We start from the raw sequence: 19991 nt of genomic DNA, 5'->3' as shown, positions 1-19991 counted from the left end.
ATCCCCTCCGTACGGGGACCGCGCGCCGGGGCCGGTGACGCTCCGCAAGCCCGTGCCCGCGCAGCGGAAGCTGAGTACTCTCATAGACATGAGGGACCACCCCCACGGCGAAGGCACCCCGCATCCGGAGATCTGGACCGGGCGTGCGACGAACCGCGTCCAGTGGCTGCCCGCCCTCGGCGGAGCCGCCTTTCTGGCGCTCGGTATCGAGCTGGCCGTCGACTCCGCATGGACGTCGGGATCGGCCCCGCTCATCATGTCCGTCGTCGGCTGCATCGCCGCCGGACTGCTGATCATCTTCGGCACGCTCGCCTTCCTGCACGTCGCCGTGAAGGTGGACAAGGACTGCCTCGAAGTGCGCTGCGGTCACATCGGACTGCCGCGCCGCCGCATCCCGCTCTCCAGTGTCGTCGGCGCCGATTTCGCGCCCAAGGTCACCCCGCGCCAGTGGGGCGGCTTCGGTTACCGCTGGCGGCCCGAGAAGGGGACCGCGGTGATCGTCCGGCGCGGCGAGGGCGTGGTGCTGCGCCTCGGCGACGGACACACCTTCACGATCACGGTGGACAACGCCGAAGCCGCGGTACGCATCATCCGGGACCGCCTGCGGCCCGGCACGCCCGGCACGGCGCACTGACGCTTGCGCAGGTCGGCGCGGCCCTCACCGATCCGAAGGCCGCCGGATCAGCGGATGGTGTCAGGGAGGTCGTCCGGCCCCTCGGCTGCCAGCGGCCGTGCCGTGGCCAGGCCCGCCAGCAGCCCCGCACCCGCCGTCACCGTGGTGAAGCTCAGCGCGTTGCCGATCGAGGCGATGGCCGCCAGCGCGGTCAGTGACGCGCCGGCCGTCAGCGCGACCGCAGTGGAGCGCGGGGTGCGCCACAGCGCGTACAGCATCCAGCAGAACACCGCCGCGAGCAGCGCCACGCCGATCACCCCCTGCTCGGCCGCCTGCTGCAGGGGAGCGGAATGGGGCTTGCCGTCGGGGAGCAGCGACTGTGTGACCGTCGGGCTGAGCTCTCCGTAACGTCCGGGTCCCACGCCCAGGACCAGTTCCTGGCGGGCCAGCCGGAGAGCGTCGTGCCAGAGCAGGACCCGGTGCGGGGTCAGCTGCCCTTCCAGGGAGGCCGTCGGACCGTCGGGCAGGGCGTCCTCGGCGATCGCCCAGGTCAGTCCCGTCACCAGCGCCGCCGCGCCGGCGAGACCCATGAGTCCCAGAGCCCGGTGGTGCATCCGGGCGGCGGCGAGCGAGCAGAGCAGGACCCCGGCGCAGGTGACGAAACCGGTGGTCGCCCCCAGCACCGCCGCGGCCACGGTGATCCCGGCGGCGAGCAGACGCAGGGCGAGGCGAGGTCCCGGAGTCTGTGCCGCCCAGGCCGCGCAGCAGGCCGCGCCCGTGGCGAGTGTCAGCAGTGCCGCCGTGGCGCCGGAGTGCCCGAGCTGGAGGGTGATCTGCGGGCCGGGAGTGGCGATCGCGAGCCCGAGTCCGGCGAGCGCACCCGCGCACGGGGCGGCGACCGGAAGGAGCACGCCGAAGATCCGCCCCGCCGCGTAACCGGCCGCCACGGCGAGCACCGCCAGCAGGACGCCCTCGGGCCGGCCGCCGTGCGCGGTCGCCGTGACCAGTGACCAGACGGCGCAGGCCGCGAGCACGACGACACCCAGACCGTCCGAAGCGCTGCGTCTTTCGCCCGCGGCGGCGGGATCGGCCGCGGACGCCATCCCGGTGGACCCCACTGCGTCGACCCCCCGACTCTGTCGGGCCCCGGCCGTCGTGACCACATCCGGCCGCACGTCAGAGGCTCGGGCACACCGTAACGGGTGATGCGCCGGTTTGTGGACATGTTGCGCAGAAACGTTGCAGCGCGCGTGTGAGGAGAGCCCCGGCGGCCGGCCGGACTCCCGCGGAGCGGACGAGACCGTGCTGTCGGCGCCTTGGTCACGCGCCGTACACTCCCCGAGTGACCGCCACCGCAACCACCGTAGACGAGCCGGACCAGCTCGAACCCCAGGCCGCGCCCGCCTCGCGCGGGGCCGCATGGGTGCGACGCCTCGTCCCGGCCGCCGTAGCGGCGCTCTCCGGAGTGCTGCTGTACGTCAGCTTCCCGCCCCGCACGCTGTGGTGGCTGGCCCTTCCGGCCTTCGCGCTCTTCGCCTGGATCCTGCGCGGTCGCACCTGGAAGGCGGGACTGGGCCTCGGCTACCTGTTCGGCCTCGGATTCCTGCTGCCGCTGCTCGTCTGGACCGGCGTCGAGGTCGGCCCCGGTCCGTGGCTGGCGCTGGTCGCCGTGGAAGCGGTGTACGTCGCACTGGTCGGCGCGGGCATCACGCTCGTGTCCCGGCTGCCCGCCTGGCCGTTGTGGGCGGCCGCCGTGTGGATCGCGGGAGAGGCGGCACGCGCGCGTGCCCCCTTCGGCGGCTTCCCCTGGGGCAAGATCGCGTTCGGCCAGGCCGACGGCGTCTTTCTGCCGCTCGCCGCGGTGGGCGGTACTCCGGTGCTGAGTTTCGCGGTCGTCCTCTGCGGATTCGGGCTGTACGAGATCGTGCGCCTGGCCGTCGAGGGCCGGCGCACCGGAGCGGTCCGCAAGGGTGCCGCGGCGGTGGCGCTGCTCGGTGTGGCCGTGCCCGTCGTCGGTGCGCTCGCCGCGCGGGCGCTCGTCAGCGACAAGGCGGAGAAGGGCACGACGACCGTCGCGGTCATCCAGGGCAACGTGCCGCGCGCGGGACTGGACTTCAACTCCCAGCGGCGTGCCGTTCTCGACCACCACGCGCGCGAGACGGAACGACTCGCCGCCGAGGTCAGGGCCGGCAAGGTCGCCAAGCCCGACATCGTCCTGTGGCCCGAGAACTCCTCCGACATCGACCCGTTCACCAACCCCGACGCGCGCGCCGTGATCGACGGTGCCGCCCGGGCGATCGGTGCCCCCATCTCGGTGGGCGGCGTCGTCGAACGGGACGGCAAGCTCTACAACGAGCAGATCCTGTGGGACCCCGAGAAGGGTGCCGTCGACACGTACGACAAGCGGCAGGTGCAGCCCTTCGGCGAGTATCTCCCGCTGCGCTCGCTCCTCGGCGCCATCAACAAGAACTGGACGACCATGGTGCGCCAGGACTTCAGCCGCGGCACCGAGCCGGGCGTGTTCACCATGGACGGCGCGAAGGTCGGCCTCGCGACCTGCTACGAAGCGGCCTTCGACTGGGCCGTGCGCGACACCGTCACGGACGGCGCGCAGATGATCTCGGTCCCCAGCAACAACGCGACCTTCGACCGCAGCGAGATGACCTACCAGCAGCTCGCCATGTCGCGCATCCGTGCCGTCGAGCACAGCCGCACGGTCACGGTGCCGGTGACGAGCGGCGTCAGCGCCGTGATCATGCCGGACGGCAGGATCACCCAGAGGACCGGGATGTTCGTGGCCGACTCGCTCGTCCAGAAGGTGCCCCTGCGCACCTCCGAGACCCCGGCGACGAAGCTCGGCATCCTTCCCGAGATGGTCCTGGTCGTGCTCGCCGCGGGCGGGCTCGGCTGGGGCGCGGCCACGGCCGTCCGCGGGCGGCGCGGCTCCGCTGCCTAGGGCCTGCCCGACCATGCGCGGCGTCGCCGGGCGGGCGGGAATCGTCGGACAGGACCCGGGAGGCGCGGCCGAGCCGGGCCGTTAGGGTCGAGGCATGGCTACTCCCGACTTCATCCGTACGGTCCGGGCCTCCGCGGGGCACCAGCTGCTCTGGCTCCCCGGAGTCAGCGCCGTGGTCTTCGACGACGACGGCAGAGTGCTGCTCGGGCAGCGTTCGGACAACCACGATTGGGCGCTGATCTCCGGTATCCCGGACCCCGGGGAGCAGCCGGCGGCCTGCGCCGTGCGCGAGGTGTACGAGGAGACCGCCGTGCGCTGCGTGGTCGAGCGCGTCGTCCTGGTCCAGGCGGGGAAGCAGGTCACCTTCGACAACGGCGACATCTGCCAGTTCATGGACACCACGTTCCGGTGCCGTGCGGTCGGCGGCGAGGCCCGGGTCAACGACGACGAGTCGCTGGAGGTCGGCTGGTTCGACGTGGACGCCCTGCCGGAACTGCGGGACACCGCGCTCTTCCGGATCAAGCAGGCCCTCTCCGACGGACCCACATGGTTCGACCCTACGACCTGACACCGAACTGTGTGTGGTGACCACATCGGTTGGCGCGTGGGCGCTGCTTAGGGTCAAGTCATGACCGCGCCCAGCGCCCACCAGGGCCCCCACGCCCCCGCATTCGATCTCGGCGGCCGCACCGCGCTCGTCACCGGCGCCGCGGGCGGCATCGGCCGTGCCTGTGCCCTGCGGCTGGCCGCCGCCGGAGCCAAGGTCAGAGCGGTGGACCGGGACTCCGCGGGCCTGGACGTGCTCGCCGAGCAGGCACACGGCCTCGCCGGAACCGTCGAACCGCACGTCCTCGACCTCACCGACCTCGACGCGGCGGAACAGGCCGCGGCGGGCACCGACGTCCTGGTCAACAACGCCGGACTGCAACTGGTGCGCCCGATCGAGGAGTTTCCGCCCGAGGTCTTCCACACCGTGCTCACCGTGATGCTGGAGGCGCCGTTCCGGCTCATCCGCGGCGCCCTGCCCCACATGTACGGGCAGGGCTGGGGCCGCGTCGTCAACGTCTCCTCGGTCCACGGGCTGCGCGCCTCGGCGTTCAAGTCGGCCTATGTGGCCGCGAAGCACGGTCTCGAAGGGCTCTCCAAGACCACCGCGCTGGAAGGCGCGACCCACGGGGTCACCTCGAACTGTGTGAACCCCGCCTACGTACGGACCCCCCTGGTGGAGAAGCAGCTCGCCGATCAGGCGCGGGCGCACGGGATCCCGCGCGAGCAGGTCCTCAGCGAGGTGCTGCTCCAGGACAGCGCGGTCAAGCGGCTGATCGAGCCGGAGGAGGTCGCCGAGGCGGTGGCCTATCTGTGCAGCCCGCAGGCGGCCTTCATCACCGGTACGTCCCTGGTGCTGGACGGGGGCTGGACCGCCCACTGAACCGTGATTCCCCCTCCCGCACACCGACCGCACCGCCTGCCGCCGGCCGGGGTGCCACCCGCACCGGTGTCCGCGCCGTCGGGCGCCTGTCGTAGCGCCCCGCGCGCGGACGGCCGCCGGTCGCAGGCAGCGACCCGAGCCGAGCCGTGCCGGTCGCGACCGGCCGGGGACCGGTGCGGGCCGGGAGTTGTCCACAGGCCGGTCGCACCGGCCCTGAGATGCGCAATCCTTTGACCATGTCCCGCGATCACGTCCCCTCCGTCGAGTCCTCCGCCGACAGCGCCGAGGCGCCGTTCCTGGAGCTCCTGGCCCGCGGCGCGTCCGCCGACGCGTACGAGCAGCCGGTGCTGCTCGCCCGCGCCGAGGGCCGGTCCGCCGAGCGCGTCGCCGCGCTCGACCGGGCCCGGCTGCTCGCCCTGCGCGTCCGCTCGGACATGGAGGGCCGGCGCCGGCGTGAGGCGGAGCTCTCGGCGCTGTTCGAGACGGCGCACGACCTGGCGGGCCTGCGCGACCTCGATGCCGTGCTGCAGGCGATCGTCCAGCGGGCCCGCTCACTGCTGAGCACCGACGTCGCCTACCTCAGCCTGAACGACTCGGACCGCGGGGACACCTATATGAGGGTCACCGAGGGCTCGGTCGCCGCGCGCTTCCAGCAACTGCGCCTCGGCATGGGCGAGGGCCTCGGCGGCCTCGTCGCGCAGACCGCCCGCCCCTATGTCACCGACGACTACTTCAAGGACGCGCGCTTCCAGCACACCCACACCATCGACGCGGGCGTGCGGGACGAAGGGCTCGTCGCGATCCTCGGTGTGCCGCTGATGATCGGTTCCCAGGTCATCGGCGTTCTGTTCGCCGCGGACCGCCGTGCACGGGTGTTCGAGCGTGAGCAGATCGCCCTGCTCGGCTCGTTCGCGGCCCTGGCCGCCGCCGCCATCGACACGGCGAACCGGCTCGCGGAGACCCGTTCCGCACTGGACCGCCTCGGCCGGGCCCACGAGATCATCAGGGACCGCAGCGGAGTGATCGAGCGCGCGTCGGACATCCACGACCGGCTCGCCGAACTCGTGCTGCGCGGCGGCGGAGTGCACGATGTGGCCGCCGCCGTGTCGGAGGTCCTCGACGGAGCCGTCGAGTTCACCGAGGCCGACGAGGCACCGGCCGCCGCGGTGGAGGCGTCCCGCGCCGACGGCCACGCCGTGCGGCACAAGGACGACTGGGTCGCCGCGGTCGCCGCCGGTGGCGAGCTGCTCGGCGCGCTGGTGCTGCACGGGCATCCGGGTCTGGACCCGGTCGACCAACGCACCCTGGAGCGCGCGGCGATGGTCACCTCGCTCCTCCTGCTCGCCCGACGCTCGGCGTCCGACGCCGAGCAGCGCGTCCGCGGCGAGCTGCTGGACGACCTGCTGGACTCCCGTGACCGTGACCCGCGTCTGCTGCGCGAGCGGGCGTCCCGGCTCCAGGCCGATCTCGACCGGCCCCATGTCGTGCTGGCCGCCCGGCTGGACACCGCCGCCCTGGACGCCGACCGCGAGGCGGCCGGACGCAGACGCCTGTGGGCCGCCGCCTCCCACCTCGCCACCACCCGGCACGGACTGGCCGCCGCCCGGGACGGCGGCACCGTACTGCTGCTTCCCCTGGAGTCCGGTGACACCGCGACGGACCTGGCCCGGCGTACGGCGCGGCACCTCGGCGGCGCGGTGAGCGAAGGGGTCACCGTGGGCGCGTCCGCCCCGGTCGAGCAGCTCGCCGCCCGCCCCGACGCGGTGGCGTCGGCGTACGCGGAGGGGCAGCGCTGTCTGGAGGCCCTGCGGCTGCTCGGCCGCACCGGGGACGGCGCGGCCGCCGAGGACTTCGGGTTCCTGGGACTGCTGCTCGCCGGGGACCGGGACATCTCGGGATTCGTCGAGCGCACCATCGGCGGCGTCGTGGACTACGACGAACGCCGCGGGACCGATCTGCTGCGCACCATGGACGCCTATTTCGCGTGCGGCATGAGCCCGGCCCGCACGAAGGACGACCTGCATGTGCATGTGAACACGGTGGCGCAGCGGCTGGAGCGGGTCGGACGGCTGCTGGGTGACGACTGGCAGAGCCCCGCGCGCGCCCTGGAGATCCAACTCGCCCTGCGGCTGCACCGGTTGTCGACCACCGCACGGCGCTGACCCCCGTGCGCGTCGCGCGCACGGGGGTCAGCGAAGGGTTTCCCTTCGGCGCGGTACGAGGGCCGCGCCGAACGCCGGGGCTCAGGCGGTGCGGGCGTCCGCCTTCTCCGCCGGGGCGGGACGGTCCTCGACCGGCGCGTCCACGTCGGCCAGATCGCGGTGCCTGGTCTCCTTGGCGCAGCCCACCGCGACCAGTGTCAGGACGGCCGCCGCGATCACGTAGAGGGAGATCATGGTGGAGCCGCCGGTGGAGTCCAGCAGCGCGGTGGCGATGAGGGGCGCGGGCGCACCGGCGGCGACCGAGGCGAACTGCGCGCCGATGGAGGCGCCGGAGTAGCGCATCCGCGTCGCGAACATCTCGGAGAAGAAGGCCGCCTGCGGCGCGTACATCGCGCCGTGCAGCACGAGGCCGACCGTGATGGCGAGGATCAGGTTCCCGAAGCTGCCGGTGTCCACGAGCGAGAAGAAGGGGAAGGCCCACAGGCCGACGCCGGCGGCGCCCAGCAGATAGACGGGCCTGCGGCCGATCCGGTCCGAGAGCGCCCCCCAGGCCGGAATCACCGCGAAGTGCACGGCGGACGCGATGAGTACGGCGTTCAGTGCCGTCTGCTTGGAGACGTCCGCGGCGGTCGTCGCGTACACGAGGACGAAGGCGGTGATCACGTAGTAGCTGATGTTCTCCGCCATCCGGGCGCCCATCGCGATGATCACGTCTCGCCAGTGGTGCCGCAGTACCGCGACCAGCGGCAGCTTCTCCACCTCCGAGTCGTCCGAGGCACGGGCCGCCTTGCGGGCCTCGGCCTGCGCCAACGCCTGCTTGAACACCGGGGATTCATCGACAGAAAGACGTATCCACAAACCGACCATCACCAGGAGGCCGGAGAGCAGGAACGGGATGCGCCAGCCCCAGGAGCCGAACGCATCGTCCGACAGGGTGGCGGTGAGCAGCGACAGCACACCGGTGGCGAGGAGCTGCCCCGCCGGTGCGCCGGTCTGCGGCCACGAGGCCCAGAATCCACGGCGCTTGGCGTCTCCGTGCTCGGACACCAGCAGGACGGCGCCGCCCCATTCGCCGCCCAGCGCGAATCCCTGCACGAGGCGGAGCGTGGTCAGCAGCACCGGCGCGGCCGAGCCGACCGTGGCGTGTGTGGGCAGCAGCCCGATCGCGAACGTCGCCCCGCCCATCATCAACAGGCTGATCACCAGCAGCTTCTTGCGTCCGAGCCGGTCGCCGTAGTGCCCGAAGACGAGCGCGCCGAAGGGCCGGGCCGCGAAGCCGACCGCGTACGTCAGGAACGAGAGCAGCGTGCCGACGAGCGGGTCGGAATCAGGGAAGAAGAGCTTGTTGAACACCAGGGCGGCGGCGGAGCCGTAGAGGAAGAAGTCGTACCACTCGATGGTCGTGCCGATGAGGCTCGCGGCGACGATGCGCTTGAGATTGGCGGGAGTGCCCGGGGATGGGGGAGCGGTTGCTGCGGAGGCCATGTGCGCCACTTCCTCGTGTGCGGTGGGGACGGGTACGTGTCGGCACACGGTAGGAACATGCAGGTCGGGCGCACATGTGGTGGGACACCATACTTCGAGGGCGGTCTGTGCGCGCAACCTCCATGCCGGCGTGCGGAAGGGCGGTTCAGGGGCTGGCGCAGTGGACACGGAGGGGCAGGGCGGGCGCGACGCTTCCGCGGGACGGCCTCGCGCTTCCTGCCGTTCGACCGCTCGACGAGCACCGGACGCCACCGTCGGGCCGTGCGCCTCGCCCTGTCCTGGGTCTTGTCGGGGATCGCGCTTCTGATCGCTGTGCAACCCTCACTCGCCGGGACCGCCTTGATGTCCGAGCAGGCCGAGCGCCGTCAGCACGGTGACACAGAGCGACATCCAGCCGACGAAAGCGCCGCCGCCGTACAGCACCGCACCGGCCGGCGACGCCCCGGTTTCATGCGAAAGCACCCCCGCCACCACTGCCGCCAGCAGCGACGACACGAAGGACAGGAGTGCGAGAAGTACCTGGACGGGAAAAGTCGGCCTCATCAGTCAACCCCTTCACGAAGGTGGTCGACCAGTCGGCGGGCAGCCTCAGCTCGACCACCGCTTGCGATGGCCTGCTGAGGCTCCGCGACGATCAGAGACTCATCGTGCTCATTGCTTGTCGAGATGAGAGCACTGTCCCCCATCGGACACGTCGCCAGTGCTCTGTGGCTCTCGAAATGAGCAACTGGGAGCCTAACGGGGGGCGTTGAAGATCGCCACCGCCCTGGGTGACATAGCAGGCCAGAGGTCAGCCCGAGGCGGCGGGAAGGGGCTGTTCGGTCCAGATCGATTTGCCGGCGGGGGTGTGGCGGGTGCCCCAGCGCTGGCAGAGCGCGGAGATGAGCTGGAGGCCGCGGCCGCCCTCGTCGGTGGCGGAGGAGTGGCGGATGTGCGGTGTGGTCAGGCTGGCGTCGGAGACCTCGCAGATCAGTGCGCGGCTGCGGAGCATGCGCAGCCGGATGGGACCGTAGGCGTGCCGGACGACGTTCCCGACCAGCTCGCTGACCAGGAGTTCGGTGGTCATGATCAGGTCCTCGTCGGCGAGGTCCCAGTCGGTGAGCTGGGCGCGGACCAGGCTGCGGGCCTGTCCCGCGGCCACCGGGTCCTCGGGCAACGGCCACTCGGCGACGTTCTCCGCGTCCAGCGAGTGGGTGCGGACCAGCAGCAGGGCGGCGTCGTCGATCAGCGCGCCGTGGGCGGGGAGGAGCGCGGAGGTGAGGGCGGCGCACAGGGCGTCCAGGTCCGATGCGTCCGCCGTCGAGTCCGGCATGGCCTGCACGGACTCACCGAGAAGCTCGGCGAGGCGGTTCATGCCGCTGGTGACGTCCCTGTCCTTGCTCTCGACCAGGCCGTCGCTGTAGAGGGCGAGCAGGCTGTCGGCGGGCAGGAGGGTCTCGCGGGTCTCGAAGGGCGGAGCGGCCACGCCCAGCGGCGGGTCGGGGGTCATGGACAAGAAGGTGACGGTGCCGTCGGGGTGGGCCACCGCCGGGGGCGGCTGACCGGCGCTGGCGTACGACAGGCACCGGGTCACAGGGTCGTAGATGCCGTACAGACAGGTCACGAAGGCATCGGTGTCCAGTTCGCCGACGATGTCGTTGAGGTGGCCGAGGATCTCGTCGGGCGGCAGCTCCAGCTCCGAGAGGGTGCGGACGGCGGTGCGCAGCCTGCCCATGGTGGCGGCCTCGGCCATGCCGTGGCCCATCACGTCGCCGATCACGAGCGCCACGCGGGCCGCGGAGAGCGGGATGACGTCGTACCAGTCGCCGCCGACGTCGGCTCCCTGTTTGGCCGACTGGTAGCGCGCCGCCGTCGTCACCTCGGGCAGCTCGGGGAGCGCCTGCGGAAGCAGGCTGCGCTGGAGCGTACGGGCCCGGGTCGTCGCGTCGTCGTAGAGCCCGGCTCGCTCCAGGGCCTGTGCGATCAGTCCGCTGAGCGCGGTCAGCAGGGTTCGTTCTTCGTCGTCCAGCACGCGCGGCTCCTGGAAGCCGATCACCGCCGCGCCGATCCCGCGCCCTGATACGGCCAGTGGCAGGAAGGCCCACGCCTGCTTGCCGCCCTCCTTGACCAGCATCTCGGTCCCCGGGTACCGCTTCAGGAACTCCTCCGGGGAGGAGACGCAGAGCGGCGTGTGGGTCCGCAGGGCGTCCACCACGGGGCTCGCGGTGTCCCGCAGTGTCCACTGCCCGTCCAGCAGTCGGGCGAAATGCTCCGAATACCCCTGTGAGCCGATCACGTCCAGTCGGTCGCCGACCACGCCGAGCATGATGAGTCCGCTGGCCCCGAGGGGTGCCATCACGACGTCGGCCACCGCTGTCATCACGTCCTGGGCGGTGACGGCCTCGGCCAGCTCCCGCGTGATCCTCTGCACCACGGAAGCGCGCTCCGCGGCCGCCCGCTCGGCGGCGACGCGCTCGGCCTCCCGCAGATGCCGCTCGGTGGTGTCGGTGATGTAGAGCGTGAGACCTTCCGGCACGGGTACCAGCCGCAAGTGGTACCAGGACGCCCCGTCCGGCCCGGGTATGTCGAATCCGGCCGGTCGGCCCTCGGCGGCCGTGGCCCGGCACCGCTGCTCCAGCTCCGGCGCGGCATGCACCAAGGGAATGTCCCAGAGCAGGGCTCCGGCCACATCTCCGGCGGCGCCGAGGAGCCGTTCGGCGGCCTGGTTGAGGAATTCGATGCGCCAGTCCGTGCCCAGGGAGACGAAGCCGTCGCTCATGTGTTGCAGCGCCCGCCCGACCGTTTCGGCGGCGGCATGCGTTTCGCTGCTGTCGCGAAGGGTGCCGATCACCTTCACCGGCTTCCCCTCCGCGTCCGTGATCGTCCTGGCGCTGGCTTCGATCCAGACGTATGTTCCGTCCTGGCGCCGGATCCGGTACTCGTTCCGGAAGCCGCCGCGGCGCTGGATGCCTGTGTCGAAGCCGGCCACCGCGTCCGGCAGGTCGTCCGGGTGGATCAGCTCCGCCCACGCCTCGATGCCGCCGCTCATCACCTTCGGATCGATTCCGGCCAGCACCTCTTCGACGGGCACCTCGGAGGTCAGCTCGCCGGTGTGCAGGTCCCAGGTGTATGTGAGGGAGGGTGCCTCTTCCACGTCCGACGGGGAGGCGGCCTCCCGCGGTACTGGCTTGTTCTCCGGGGCGCGCAGCAGAGTGGGGGACGGATTGAGGATTCCGGACGACCTGAGGCGTCCGGACATCCAGGCCGCCACCTGGCTCAGGAACGCGCGCTCCGCCGCGCCGACCGTGGTGCCCGGCGCGAACAGGACGGAGAGCGCGCCGCGGCGCGAGCCACCGCTCGCGATGGGGACGGCCAGGTGACCGATGCCGGCGGTGAGCCGGGCAGGCCACATGGCCGCGGGGTCCCGGCCCGGCACCGGGTCGGGCGGGGCCAGGTCGGGCTGCCAGGCGATGGTGTCGTTGCGGGCGGCCTTGCTGGGCGGCGCCGTGCCCCGTATCGGGATGATGAGCCAGGGGCGGGTGATCGACTCCGGCAGGCCGCTGTCGGCGACCAGGTAGAGGATCCCGCTCATGCCGGCGCCCGGGAGATGCACCATGCCGCCCAGGCCGTGCACCTCGGCCACCGCGTGCTGGAGCGCGGTCAGCAGCACGTCGACACCGCGCCGGTCCTCGTCGACGGCGTCGAGCAGTTGCATCCGCATGTGGTGCCGGTTCATGGGCTGTACGGCCTGCAGGGTCCGCAGGTCGTGCGTCTGGCGCAGCGGACGTGGGACGTGGGGTGTGGACGAGTCGGTGTTCTCCGCGTCGCCGCCTCTAGTGTTCACCACTGTCGACTGTCGCCTCCGCTCACCGCTTGGGTACCGGCTGAGCCGTATGCGATCGGATATGGACCTACAGCGGTCTACATTCATCGCATCCAACCTAATTAGAACAACTTAGGCGATTTCATCCGCTCAGGTGAACCGTCTATGACCAAGCAACTGTATGTGGGGCCGGCTCACGCTGTGTCACCGGCGGGAATTCGTCCGCGGGCTCGGCGTCGCGGCGGTGCCCGGAGGGCGGTGAATCCGGCGGTGGAGAGCGGTGCCGGCAGGGCGGTGAATCCGTCGGTGGGCGGCGGTGCCGAAGGCGGTTCCGTGTCGCGTGACGGGCGCTTCGGTCAAGGGTCGGTGCGGTACGCGTGTGCTGCGGCGCGACGGGTCAGGCCGCCCGGAAGCGCCCCGGCTCCACCTTCTCGACCAGCCCTTGTCCGATCAGCCGGTCCAGGTGCTGGACCGCCGTCCGTCGTTCCACCGGCCGCACATGCGGTCCCTCGACGTGCGGGCGGTAGACGAGCCTGTGCTCCGCGATCTCCTCGACGGTCCGCGGCTCGCCGAGGAACGAGAGCAGCGCCGCCTCCCGCCGCTCGACGACTCCGGCGAATGCGTCCAGGCGATGCCGGAAGTCCGCGGCGCCCTCGATCACGCCCTTCTGGTGCGAGGTGCCGTACCAGCGGGCGTCGATCTCCCGGCACCGGCGGATCGACGCCTCGAACGCCTCGACGTCGCTGCCGAGGTCGCCGTAGAACGGGCCGAAGGACGTCAGGTCGATGTCCGCGGTGAAGAGGAACCCGTCCGGCTCGATCAGGAAGCCGCTGTGGCCCGCCGTGTGACCGGGGAGGTGCACGACGGTCACCGTGCGCCCGCCCAGGTCGAACGTGGCGCCGTCCTCGAACCCCAGCGCGTCCGGACAACTCTCCACGTGGAACTCGTCGCGCAGCCTCTTGTCGAAGGCCTCGACCGCGTCGGACGGGATGCCGAACCCGGCGACCATGACCTCACGGGACCGCACCGCGTCGAGGTCGCCCACATGGGTATGGACCGGCACGTCGTAGCCCGCGAGGCCGGCGATGTGGTCCTCGTGCGCGTGACTCACGAGGATCGCGTCCACGGCCGGCGCGTCCCCGACGAGCGACAGCGAAGGGTCGATGAGCAGCGATGCGGAGGTGCCTCGCACGAGCAGCGAGTTGCCGTAGGGGTAGGCGCCCTGCCGGGCGCCGACGAGCACGGTGACCTCACCGTATTTCACCGCCGTGTGTCCCCTGGAGTGCATGCTCGCGGCCGTCCCACCCTTCGATCCGGCAATCGTCCGAGCCTCGCACCCGAGCGAACTCGAACATGGTCCGAGACCGTAGCAGCCACCCGTGCCGAGCTCCGGCCGTGGGCACCGGTGCGCAGCCATGCCCCGGCGGGATCGGCGACCGGGGCCGAGCTCCGGTCAGGTGCGGGTCTCTGCCGCGGGCTTCCGCTCCGTGGGCGCGAACGCGAGGTCGACGAGCCGCCGCCAGTTCACGGGCGGTGCGGGGACCGCGACGCCCGGGCGGTCGCGCGGCACCAGGACCCGCAGAGCGCCGGCCCGCAGCGAGCACACGACCGGCGTGGGCATCCGCAGCGCCTCACCGTCCACCGCCACCGGGATCGTGTCCTCGTCGGAGGTCACCTCGACCCGATGCGCGGTCATGACGCTCAGACCCTCCGCCTGTGTGCCCCGCACGGCCACGTCCGCCGCCTGCACCGCGCCCTCCACCAGCATTCCCAGGACGCCCAGTTCACCGCCGTCGAGGCGGGCTCTGCGGCCGGCGCCGCCCAGTTCCTCGGGGGAGACGTACGGGTTGTTGCTGACGAGCAGCGCCTGCTGGGAGGAGAGCACGGTGTCGTCGACCCGCGCGTCGAGCCTTCGTGCCTGGTCGCCCGCCAGCAGATCCGGCATGAGGTTCAGTGCGGTGGCCGTCTTGGCGTCGCGGTACTCGGGGCTTTGCACGATGTCCGCGTACACACCGAACGACACCGTGTTGACGAAGGCGCGGCCCGCGACGTCGCCCAGGTCGACCCGGATCTCCTCGCCGTCCGAGAGCGCGTCGAGGCAGCGTGCCGGGTCGGACCGGTCGAGGCCGAGGTCCATGGCGAAGTGGTTGCGGGTACCGGCGGAGACGACCAGGAAGGGCAGGTCGTGCTCGGCGGCGACCGCCGCGACCAGCGCCTGCGTGCCGTCGCCGCCCGCGACACCGAGCAGATCGGCGCCCTCGGCCACGGCCTGACGGGCCAGCTCGGCGACGTCGGCCGGCGCGGAGGGATCGAGCAGGATCACCCGCGCCCCGAGCTCCTCCGCGCGCTCGACGAGACCGAATCGGCCGACCTTCCCGTCACCGGACTTCGGGTTCATGACGATGACCGCCCGCCTCGGGCGGGGTGCGGGGACGGGGCGCTGTGACCGTCGCGGACGCGCCCTGCGCAGCGCCGACCGGCCGCAGGCCAGGGCCGCGCTCCAGCACAGGGTCGAGGCGAGCGTCGGCAGCCACAGGCCGCCGTGGGTGAACAGCACCAGGACGCCGACGGGTGCGGCGACCGCGACAAGGGCCCCGAACAGCCGCACCGCGCCCCGGTGCGCCAGGAACCACCAGCCGCCGACCGCGCAGACGATCAGCCCGAGAAGCCCTGCTCCGAGGACGATCAGCCCGCCCGCTCCCAGCGCGACCATCAGGACCACCGCTGCGGCGACCGCCGCCAGGAGGGCGCACCGGGCGAGCGCCCGTCCGGCCGGCCCGCCGCCCGGGCTCGTCACCCGTGTCCTGCTCATGTCGCCCTCCCGACGTGCCGATCCCGTTCCGACCCGCGCGTGCGAGCGAGGCCGAGGCCCTGAAGGAAGACAGCGCGGTCACTCACGTCTTGCCCGATGTGCCGGGAGCAGTCCCCGTCGGGGCCGCCGCCGAAACGTCACCCCGAAGTCAACCACCACCCAGGGAGGACACCGGGTTCGCCACCGTCACCGTGTCGAACGCTCCCGAGGTCGTCCAGTGCGGGTCCCAGTGCGGCAGCGGTGCGCGGGAGCGCGGGTGCGCGACCAGGTTCGCACCGAGTGTGCCGGTGAATTCCTCGTTCGCGGTGCGGACCGCCTTGTCGAGAAACGTCCGGGTGCCGCCGGGCAGTTCGAGGGCAGCGAGGACCGGGGCGACATGTGGTCCGACAGCCGCTGGTACGCGACGGCCGCACGCCCCCACGCCTCCGCCCGCTCACCGATGGCCGTGTGCACCTCTTCCAGCAGTTCGCGACGGCCGCCCAGGTCGCTGGCCGCCTCGCCGCGGGCCAGGTCGTCGACGGCCCGGTCGATCGCCCGTGCCTGGTCGATCGCCGGCGGGGATGTCGTCATCGTCCGGCTCCCTCCGCGCCGTTGTCCGCCTTGATGAGGTCGGCCGCCTTCTCCGCGGCCATGATCGTCGGGGCGTTGGTGTTGCCCCGCGGCACCGTCGGGAACACCGAGGCGTCGACGACCCGCAGACCGGCCACGTCGAACACCCGCAGCTCGGGGTCGACCACCGAGCCGATGGCACAGGTCGACGTCGGGTGGTACAGCGTCTGCCCGGACCGCCGCGCCCAGGCGAGGATGTCCGCGTCGGAATCGGAGTCCGGCCTGTCCCCGTACGATCCGGTCGCGATGTCGGCCACCGCCCGCTGCCCCGCGATCTCCAGGGCGATCCGGACCCCGGCGACGATGCAGTCCTGGTCCGCGGCCGTCGTCAGGTAGTTGTGCACGATCCGGGGCGCGGCGTCCGGGCGGAGCGAGCGCAGCGTCACCGCGCCGCGGCTGGTCGGGGCGAGAACGCAGGGGCCGAAGGCGAAACCGTGCTCGGTGGGCGCGCCGAGCCCCTCCTGGTGGAAGAGCACGGGCGCGGCGTGGAACTGCACGTCGGGAGCGGCAAGGCCGTCACGGCTGCGGAAGAAGCCGCCGGCCTCGCCGATGTTGGAGGTCAGTGGGCCGCGGCCCTCGCTCTGCAGCAGCGCGGCGTTCGCGGCGCTCGCCGCGCCGATCAGTGACTCGACGTCGGTACGGAAGTTCAGCAGCGACATGTAGTGGTCCTGCAGACCCTCGCCGACCGGCAGATCGCGTACGACGTCGATGCCGAAGGCCGACAGGGTGGCAGCCGGCCCGATCCCTGACAGCATCAGCAGCTTCGGCGACTCGTAGGCGCCCGCGGACAGGACCACCTCACGCTCGGCGCGGACGACCTCGACGGCGCCGCCCCGCTCCAGTTCCACGCCGGTCGCCCTGCCGTCCTCGATCACGACACGGTGGGCACGGGCCGAGGAGAGCACGGTGAGGTTCGGCCGTTCGAGGGCCGGGTGGAGATAGGCCACGGCCGTGCTGCAGCGCAGGCCGCCGCGCTGCGTCACCTGGTAGCGCCCGACCCCGAACTGCGACTCGCCGTTGAAGTCGTCGTTCGCCTTGTGCCCCGCCTGCTCGGCGGCCCGCACGAAGGCCGAGGCGAGCGGGTGCCCGGACCTGCCGTCGCTCACCGTCAGCGGCCCGCCCACGCCGTGGAACTCGTCCTCGCCGCGCTCGTTGTCCTCGGAGCGCCGGAAGTACGGCAGCACGTCGGCGTAACCCCAGCCCGTGGCCCCGGCCGCGGCCCAGCCGTCGTAGTCGGCGCGATTTCCGCGTATGTAGATCATCGCGTTCATCGAGCTGGAACCGCCGAACATCCTGCCCCGGGGCAGGTAGGCCCGCCTCCCGCCGATCCCGGGCTCCGGGTCGGAGTCGAGGTCCCAGTCGAGGCCGGACTTGAACAATTGGGGGAAGGCGGCGGGCACATGGATCTCCTGCGCGATGTCGGGGCCGCCCGCCTCGATCACCGCCACCCGGACGTCGGGGTCCTCCGACAGACGTGCGGCCAGGACGCAGCCCGCGGATCCGGCGCCGACGATGACGTAGTCGTACGTGTTCATGCCCATCTCCTCGACGGAAAAGGTGGTTTCACGGGTGAAGAGGTGCGGTCGGCCTCGCTTCGGGCGCGGAGCCCGGTGCCGTCCGTCCCCGGTGGTGACGGGGAGAACGCGGGGAAATGAGGAGGCTCAGCAGGAAGTCGAGCTGATCGGCCGGCGTCCGCTGCCGCCACGGCCCTCCGTAGACGCCGAGATGGTCGACGGGGTGCTCGCGCAACTGAGCCCACGGACCTGCCTTCCGAGCCGTCCGGCGCGCCGCGCCGGCAGGCGCGATGCGGTCGTTCGTGCCGACCTGCACCAGGATCGGGCACGCCACGCGTCCCGCGAAGGTGGTGGGCCGCTTCAGGCCAACCTTCAGTGCCTCGCGTGCGGGGACCTCGTTGCGGAAGGTGGGTCCGGGCGAACGATGCGCGGATCTCCAAGGCGTCGGGGAGGCTCATCATCACCAGTGACCCCGGCTCCCCGACAACCGGTATGTGGCGCCGCGCTCGTGCACTGAGGGCGCGAGCCGCGTCATGCAGCCGGTGTCACGCCGGCCGGCGCCGAACCCGGCGCGGGGCCCGGAGCTCGCGACGACCCGGGGGACGGGCCCGCTGCGGCTCGACCGAGGGGCGGAACTCCCATTGGCCGGTGGCCGCCGCACCGTTGCTCGCCACGCGGAGCCGGTAGGGCGGCCTGTATCCGCCAAGTCATAGCAATTCGTCCATGTTTGAGCATCGGCCGGGATCGGCATTCCCGTCCGCGGAGTGCGCCGATGTGACGTCCTCCATTGCGGTCGCCCGCCCGTGCCGACAACCTCTCGTGAAACGAGTGACCGAATAACTGTTATCCGGGGCTCGCCGAGCGGTCTCCCATGTGTCGGACAGCATCGTTCGGAGTCGAGGACGGGGAAGTTTTGATGAGCACACAGCGCACGGCGGCGTCGACGGCACTGGTGACCGCCGCGCGGGAAGGCGACCCGGAAGCCCAGGACGCCTTGGTCAGCGCGTACCTCCCGCTGGTCTACAACATCGTGGGGCGGGCGCTGAACGGCTCGGTCGACGTCGACGACGTGGTGCAGGAGACCATGCTCCGCGCCCTCGACGCGCTCGAGGACCTGCGCACCCCCGAGAGCTTCCGCTCCTGGCTCGTGGCGATCGCGATGAATCAGGTCCGGGCGCACTGGCAGGACCGGCAGGTCGCGCCGGACGCCGTGGAGGACACCAAGGACTTCGCCGACCCGGGCGCCGACTTCGTGGATCTGACGATGGTGCGGCTCCAGCTGTCCGGTCAGCGGCAGGAGACGGCGCGTGCGACACGCTGGCTGGAGCCCGACGACCGCGGACTCCTGTCGCTGTGGTGGCTGGAGTGCGCCGGCGAACTGACCCGCGACGAGGTGGCCGCGGCGCTGGAGCTGTCACCCCAGCACGCGGCGGTCCGCGTCCAGCGGATGAAGGCGCAACTGGAGGCCGCGCGCGTGGTGGTGCGCGCGCTCGACGCCCAGCCGCCGTGCGAGGAACTGCGGGGCGGGCTGGCCTCCTGGGACGGCCGGCCCTCGGCCCTGTGGCGCAAGCGAATAGCCCGGCACGCCCGCGGCTGCGTGTACTGCTCCGGACTGTGGAGCGGGCTGATGCCCGCCGAGGGACTGCTCGCCGGCCTGGCGCTGGTGGCGGCCTCGCCCGCGCTGCTGGAAGGAGTGCGCGCCGCCTGCCGGGAGTTGGAGCCGGTCGGCTCGGCCTCCTCGCTCGGCGCGTCCGGCGGCCACGCCGGGCCGGGTGGCGGGGCGCGCCACCGTGCCGGACGCGGCCGGGGCACCTCCCGCAGCGAGGCCCGTCGGCAGCGGCGTGTCCGGCGCCGGGCCGTCGGCGGAGCGGTGGTGGCGGTCTGTGTCGCGGGCGGTGGTCTCTGGTACTTCGGCACCGACCCGGGCAACGGCGGCGGATCCGACGAGGCGACCGCCGTGCAGCCCGACGACCAGCACGTGGTGGACCTCTCCGCGTCCGGTCCCGCCGACAGCTCACCGCCGGCCTCCCCGTCGCCCTCCGTATCCGCGTCCGCGTCCAAGAAGCCGAGCCCCTCCAAGACTCCGACCCACGCCAAGGAGAGCGTGTCGACCTCCCGGCAGACGGCACGGCCGACTCCGACTCCCTCCAGGACGATCGAGGCCCAGTCGGCGCCGACGAACACCGTCACGCAGGTGGTCGCGCTGGTGAACAAGGAGCGGGCGGCCGCCGGTTGCGGGCCCCTCACGGAGGACCCGCAACTGGAGGACGCCGCGCAGGCCCACTCCGACGACATGGCGGCCCGCGACTTCTTCGAGCACACCAACCCGGACGGTGCCGACCCCGGCCAGCGCATCACCGCCGCCGGCTACCGCTGGTCCACGTACGGCGAGAACATCGCCCAGGGGCAGCAGACCCCCGAGGCGGTGATGGAGTCCTGGATGAACAGCCCCGGCCACCGCGCCAACATCCTCAACTGCTCGTTCAAGAACATCGGCGTGGGTGTCCACAGGGGGTCCGGCGGCCCGTGGTGGACGCAGGACTTCGGCGCCAAGCTCTGAGCTTGTCCTTCATGGTCTGCGGGGGATGTCGACTGCTGGACCGGGTGCT

General features: G+C 72.1%; 14 protein-coding genes. 6 read left to right on the top strand and 8 right to left on the bottom strand.

The window, feature by feature from the left end:
• Window positions 1–88: 88 nt before the first annotated feature.
• Complete coding sequence (locus ABEB03_RS38250) at window positions 89–634, top strand: hypothetical protein (protein ID WP_345657543.1); 546 nt, start codon at window positions 89–91, stop codon at window positions 632–634.
• 47 nt (window positions 635–681) lie between these two features.
• Here ABEB03_RS38250 and ABEB03_RS38245 read toward each other — a convergent pair whose 3' ends face one another.
• A complete protein-coding gene (locus tag ABEB03_RS38245; RefSeq protein ID WP_345657600.1) occupies window positions 682–1716 on the bottom strand; it encodes an O-antigen ligase family protein in 1035 nt (344 codons plus the stop codon).
• 239 nt (window positions 1717–1955) lie between these two features.
• On the opposite strand from ABEB03_RS38245, the gene lnt reads away from it, so the two are divergent.
• The 4 genes from lnt to ABEB03_RS38225 all read left to right on the top strand — a co-directional run bounded on the left by lnt (window position 1956) and on the right by ABEB03_RS38225 (window position 7160).
• Window positions 1956–3569, top strand: coding sequence for an apolipoprotein N-acyltransferase (gene lnt / locus ABEB03_RS38240; protein WP_345657542.1), 1614 nt, complete (start codon window positions 1956–1958; stop codon window positions 3567–3569).
• Between the two features lie 94 nt (window positions 3570–3663).
• Window positions 3664–4137 (top strand): NUDIX hydrolase, encoded by a 474-nt coding sequence (locus ABEB03_RS38235; RefSeq protein ID WP_345657541.1) that lies wholly within the window; start codon window positions 3664–3666, stop codon window positions 4135–4137.
• A 60-nt stretch (window positions 4138–4197) separates the two neighbouring features.
• A complete protein-coding gene (locus ABEB03_RS38230) occupies window positions 4198–4998 on the top strand; it encodes a 3-hydroxybutyrate dehydrogenase (protein ID WP_345657540.1) in 801 nt (266 codons plus the stop codon).
• Between the two features lie 236 nt (window positions 4999–5234).
• A complete protein-coding gene (locus tag ABEB03_RS38225) occupies window positions 5235–7160 on the top strand; it encodes a helix-turn-helix domain-containing protein (RefSeq protein WP_345657539.1) in 1926 nt (641 codons plus the stop codon).
• 81 nt (window positions 7161–7241) lie between these two features.
• Here the strand turns inward: ABEB03_RS38225 and ABEB03_RS38220 are convergent, their stop codons facing one another.
• The 7 genes from ABEB03_RS38220 to ABEB03_RS38190 form a co-directional block, all read right to left on the bottom strand.
• Window positions 7242–8645: an MFS transporter gene (locus ABEB03_RS38220; protein WP_345657538.1), complete on the bottom strand. Its 1404-nt coding sequence runs from the start codon at window positions 8643–8645 to the stop codon at window positions 7242–7244.
• 321 nt (window positions 8646–8966) lie between these two features.
• Window positions 8967–9140, bottom strand: a complete 174-nt coding sequence (locus ABEB03_RS38215; RefSeq protein WP_345657537.1) for a hypothetical protein — start codon at window positions 9138–9140, stop codon at window positions 8967–8969.
• Between the two features lie 295 nt (window positions 9141–9435).
• Window positions 9436–12468, bottom strand: coding sequence for a SpoIIE family protein phosphatase (locus tag ABEB03_RS38210; RefSeq protein WP_345657536.1), 3033 nt, complete (start codon window positions 12466–12468; stop codon window positions 9436–9438).
• Between the two features lie 376 nt (window positions 12469–12844).
• A complete protein-coding gene (locus tag ABEB03_RS38205) occupies window positions 12845–13735 on the bottom strand; it encodes an MBL fold metallo-hydrolase (RefSeq protein ID WP_345657535.1) in 891 nt (296 codons plus the stop codon).
• A 165-nt stretch (window positions 13736–13900) separates the two neighbouring features.
• On the bottom strand, window positions 13901–15259 hold the full coding sequence (locus ABEB03_RS38200; RefSeq protein ID WP_345657534.1) for a diacylglycerol/lipid kinase family protein: 1359 nt from the start codon (window positions 15257–15259) through the stop codon (window positions 13901–13903).
• A 148-nt stretch (window positions 15260–15407) separates the two neighbouring features.
• Entirely contained in the window at window positions 15408–15680 is a 273-nt protein-coding gene (locus tag ABEB03_RS38195) for a hypothetical protein (RefSeq protein WP_345657533.1), read from the bottom strand.
• Window positions 15681–15825: 145 nt separating this feature from the next.
• Complete coding sequence (locus ABEB03_RS38190; RefSeq protein WP_345657532.1) at window positions 15826–17403, bottom strand: GMC family oxidoreductase; 1578 nt, start codon at window positions 17401–17403, stop codon at window positions 15826–15828.
• An 895-nt stretch (window positions 17404–18298) separates the two neighbouring features.
• Here ABEB03_RS38190 and ABEB03_RS38185 point away from each other — a divergent pair.
• Window positions 18299–19942 (top strand): sigma-70 family RNA polymerase sigma factor, encoded by a 1644-nt coding sequence (locus tag ABEB03_RS38185; protein WP_345657531.1) that lies wholly within the window; start codon window positions 18299–18301, stop codon window positions 19940–19942.
• Window positions 19943–19991: the final 49 nt, after the last annotated feature.

Source organism: Streptomyces siamensis, assembly GCF_039543605.1.
Lineage (GTDB): Bacteria > Actinomycetota > Actinomycetes > Streptomycetales > Streptomycetaceae > Streptomyces > Streptomyces siamensis.
This window is presented reverse-complemented; position numbering and strand designations above follow the sequence as displayed.

Coding starts and splice junctions, on each gene's coding strand:
- ABEB03_RS38230 (WP_345657540.1), top strand. CDS start 4,198: ATGACCGCGCCCAGCGCCCACCAGGGCCCCCACGCCCCCGCATTCGAT.
- ABEB03_RS38220 (WP_345657538.1), bottom strand. CDS start 8,645: ATGGCCTCCGCAGCAACCGCTCCCCCATCCCCGGGCACTCCCGCCAAT.
- ABEB03_RS38235 (WP_345657541.1), top strand. CDS start 3,664: ATGGCTACTCCCGACTTCATCCGTACGGTCCGGGCCTCCGCGGGGCAC.
- ABEB03_RS38200 (WP_345657534.1), bottom strand. CDS start 15,259: ATGAGCAGGACACGGGTGACGAGCCCGGGCGGCGGGCCGGCCGGACGG.
- ABEB03_RS38190 (WP_345657532.1), bottom strand. CDS start 17,403: ATGAACACGTACGACTACGTCATCGTCGGCGCCGGATCCGCGGGCTGC.
- ABEB03_RS38225 (WP_345657539.1), top strand. CDS start 5,235: ATGTCCCGCGATCACGTCCCCTCCGTCGAGTCCTCCGCCGACAGCGCC.
- ABEB03_RS38250 (WP_345657543.1), top strand. CDS start 89: ATGAGGGACCACCCCCACGGCGAAGGCACCCCGCATCCGGAGATCTGG.
- ABEB03_RS38245 (WP_345657600.1), bottom strand. CDS start 1,716: ATGGCGTCCGCGGCCGATCCCGCCGCCGCGGGCGAAAGACGCAGCGCT.
- ABEB03_RS38185 (WP_345657531.1), top strand. CDS start 18,299: ATGAGCACACAGCGCACGGCGGCGTCGACGGCACTGGTGACCGCCGCG.
- ABEB03_RS38205 (WP_345657535.1), bottom strand. CDS start 13,735: ATGCACTCCAGGGGACACACGGCGGTGAAATACGGTGAGGTCACCGTG.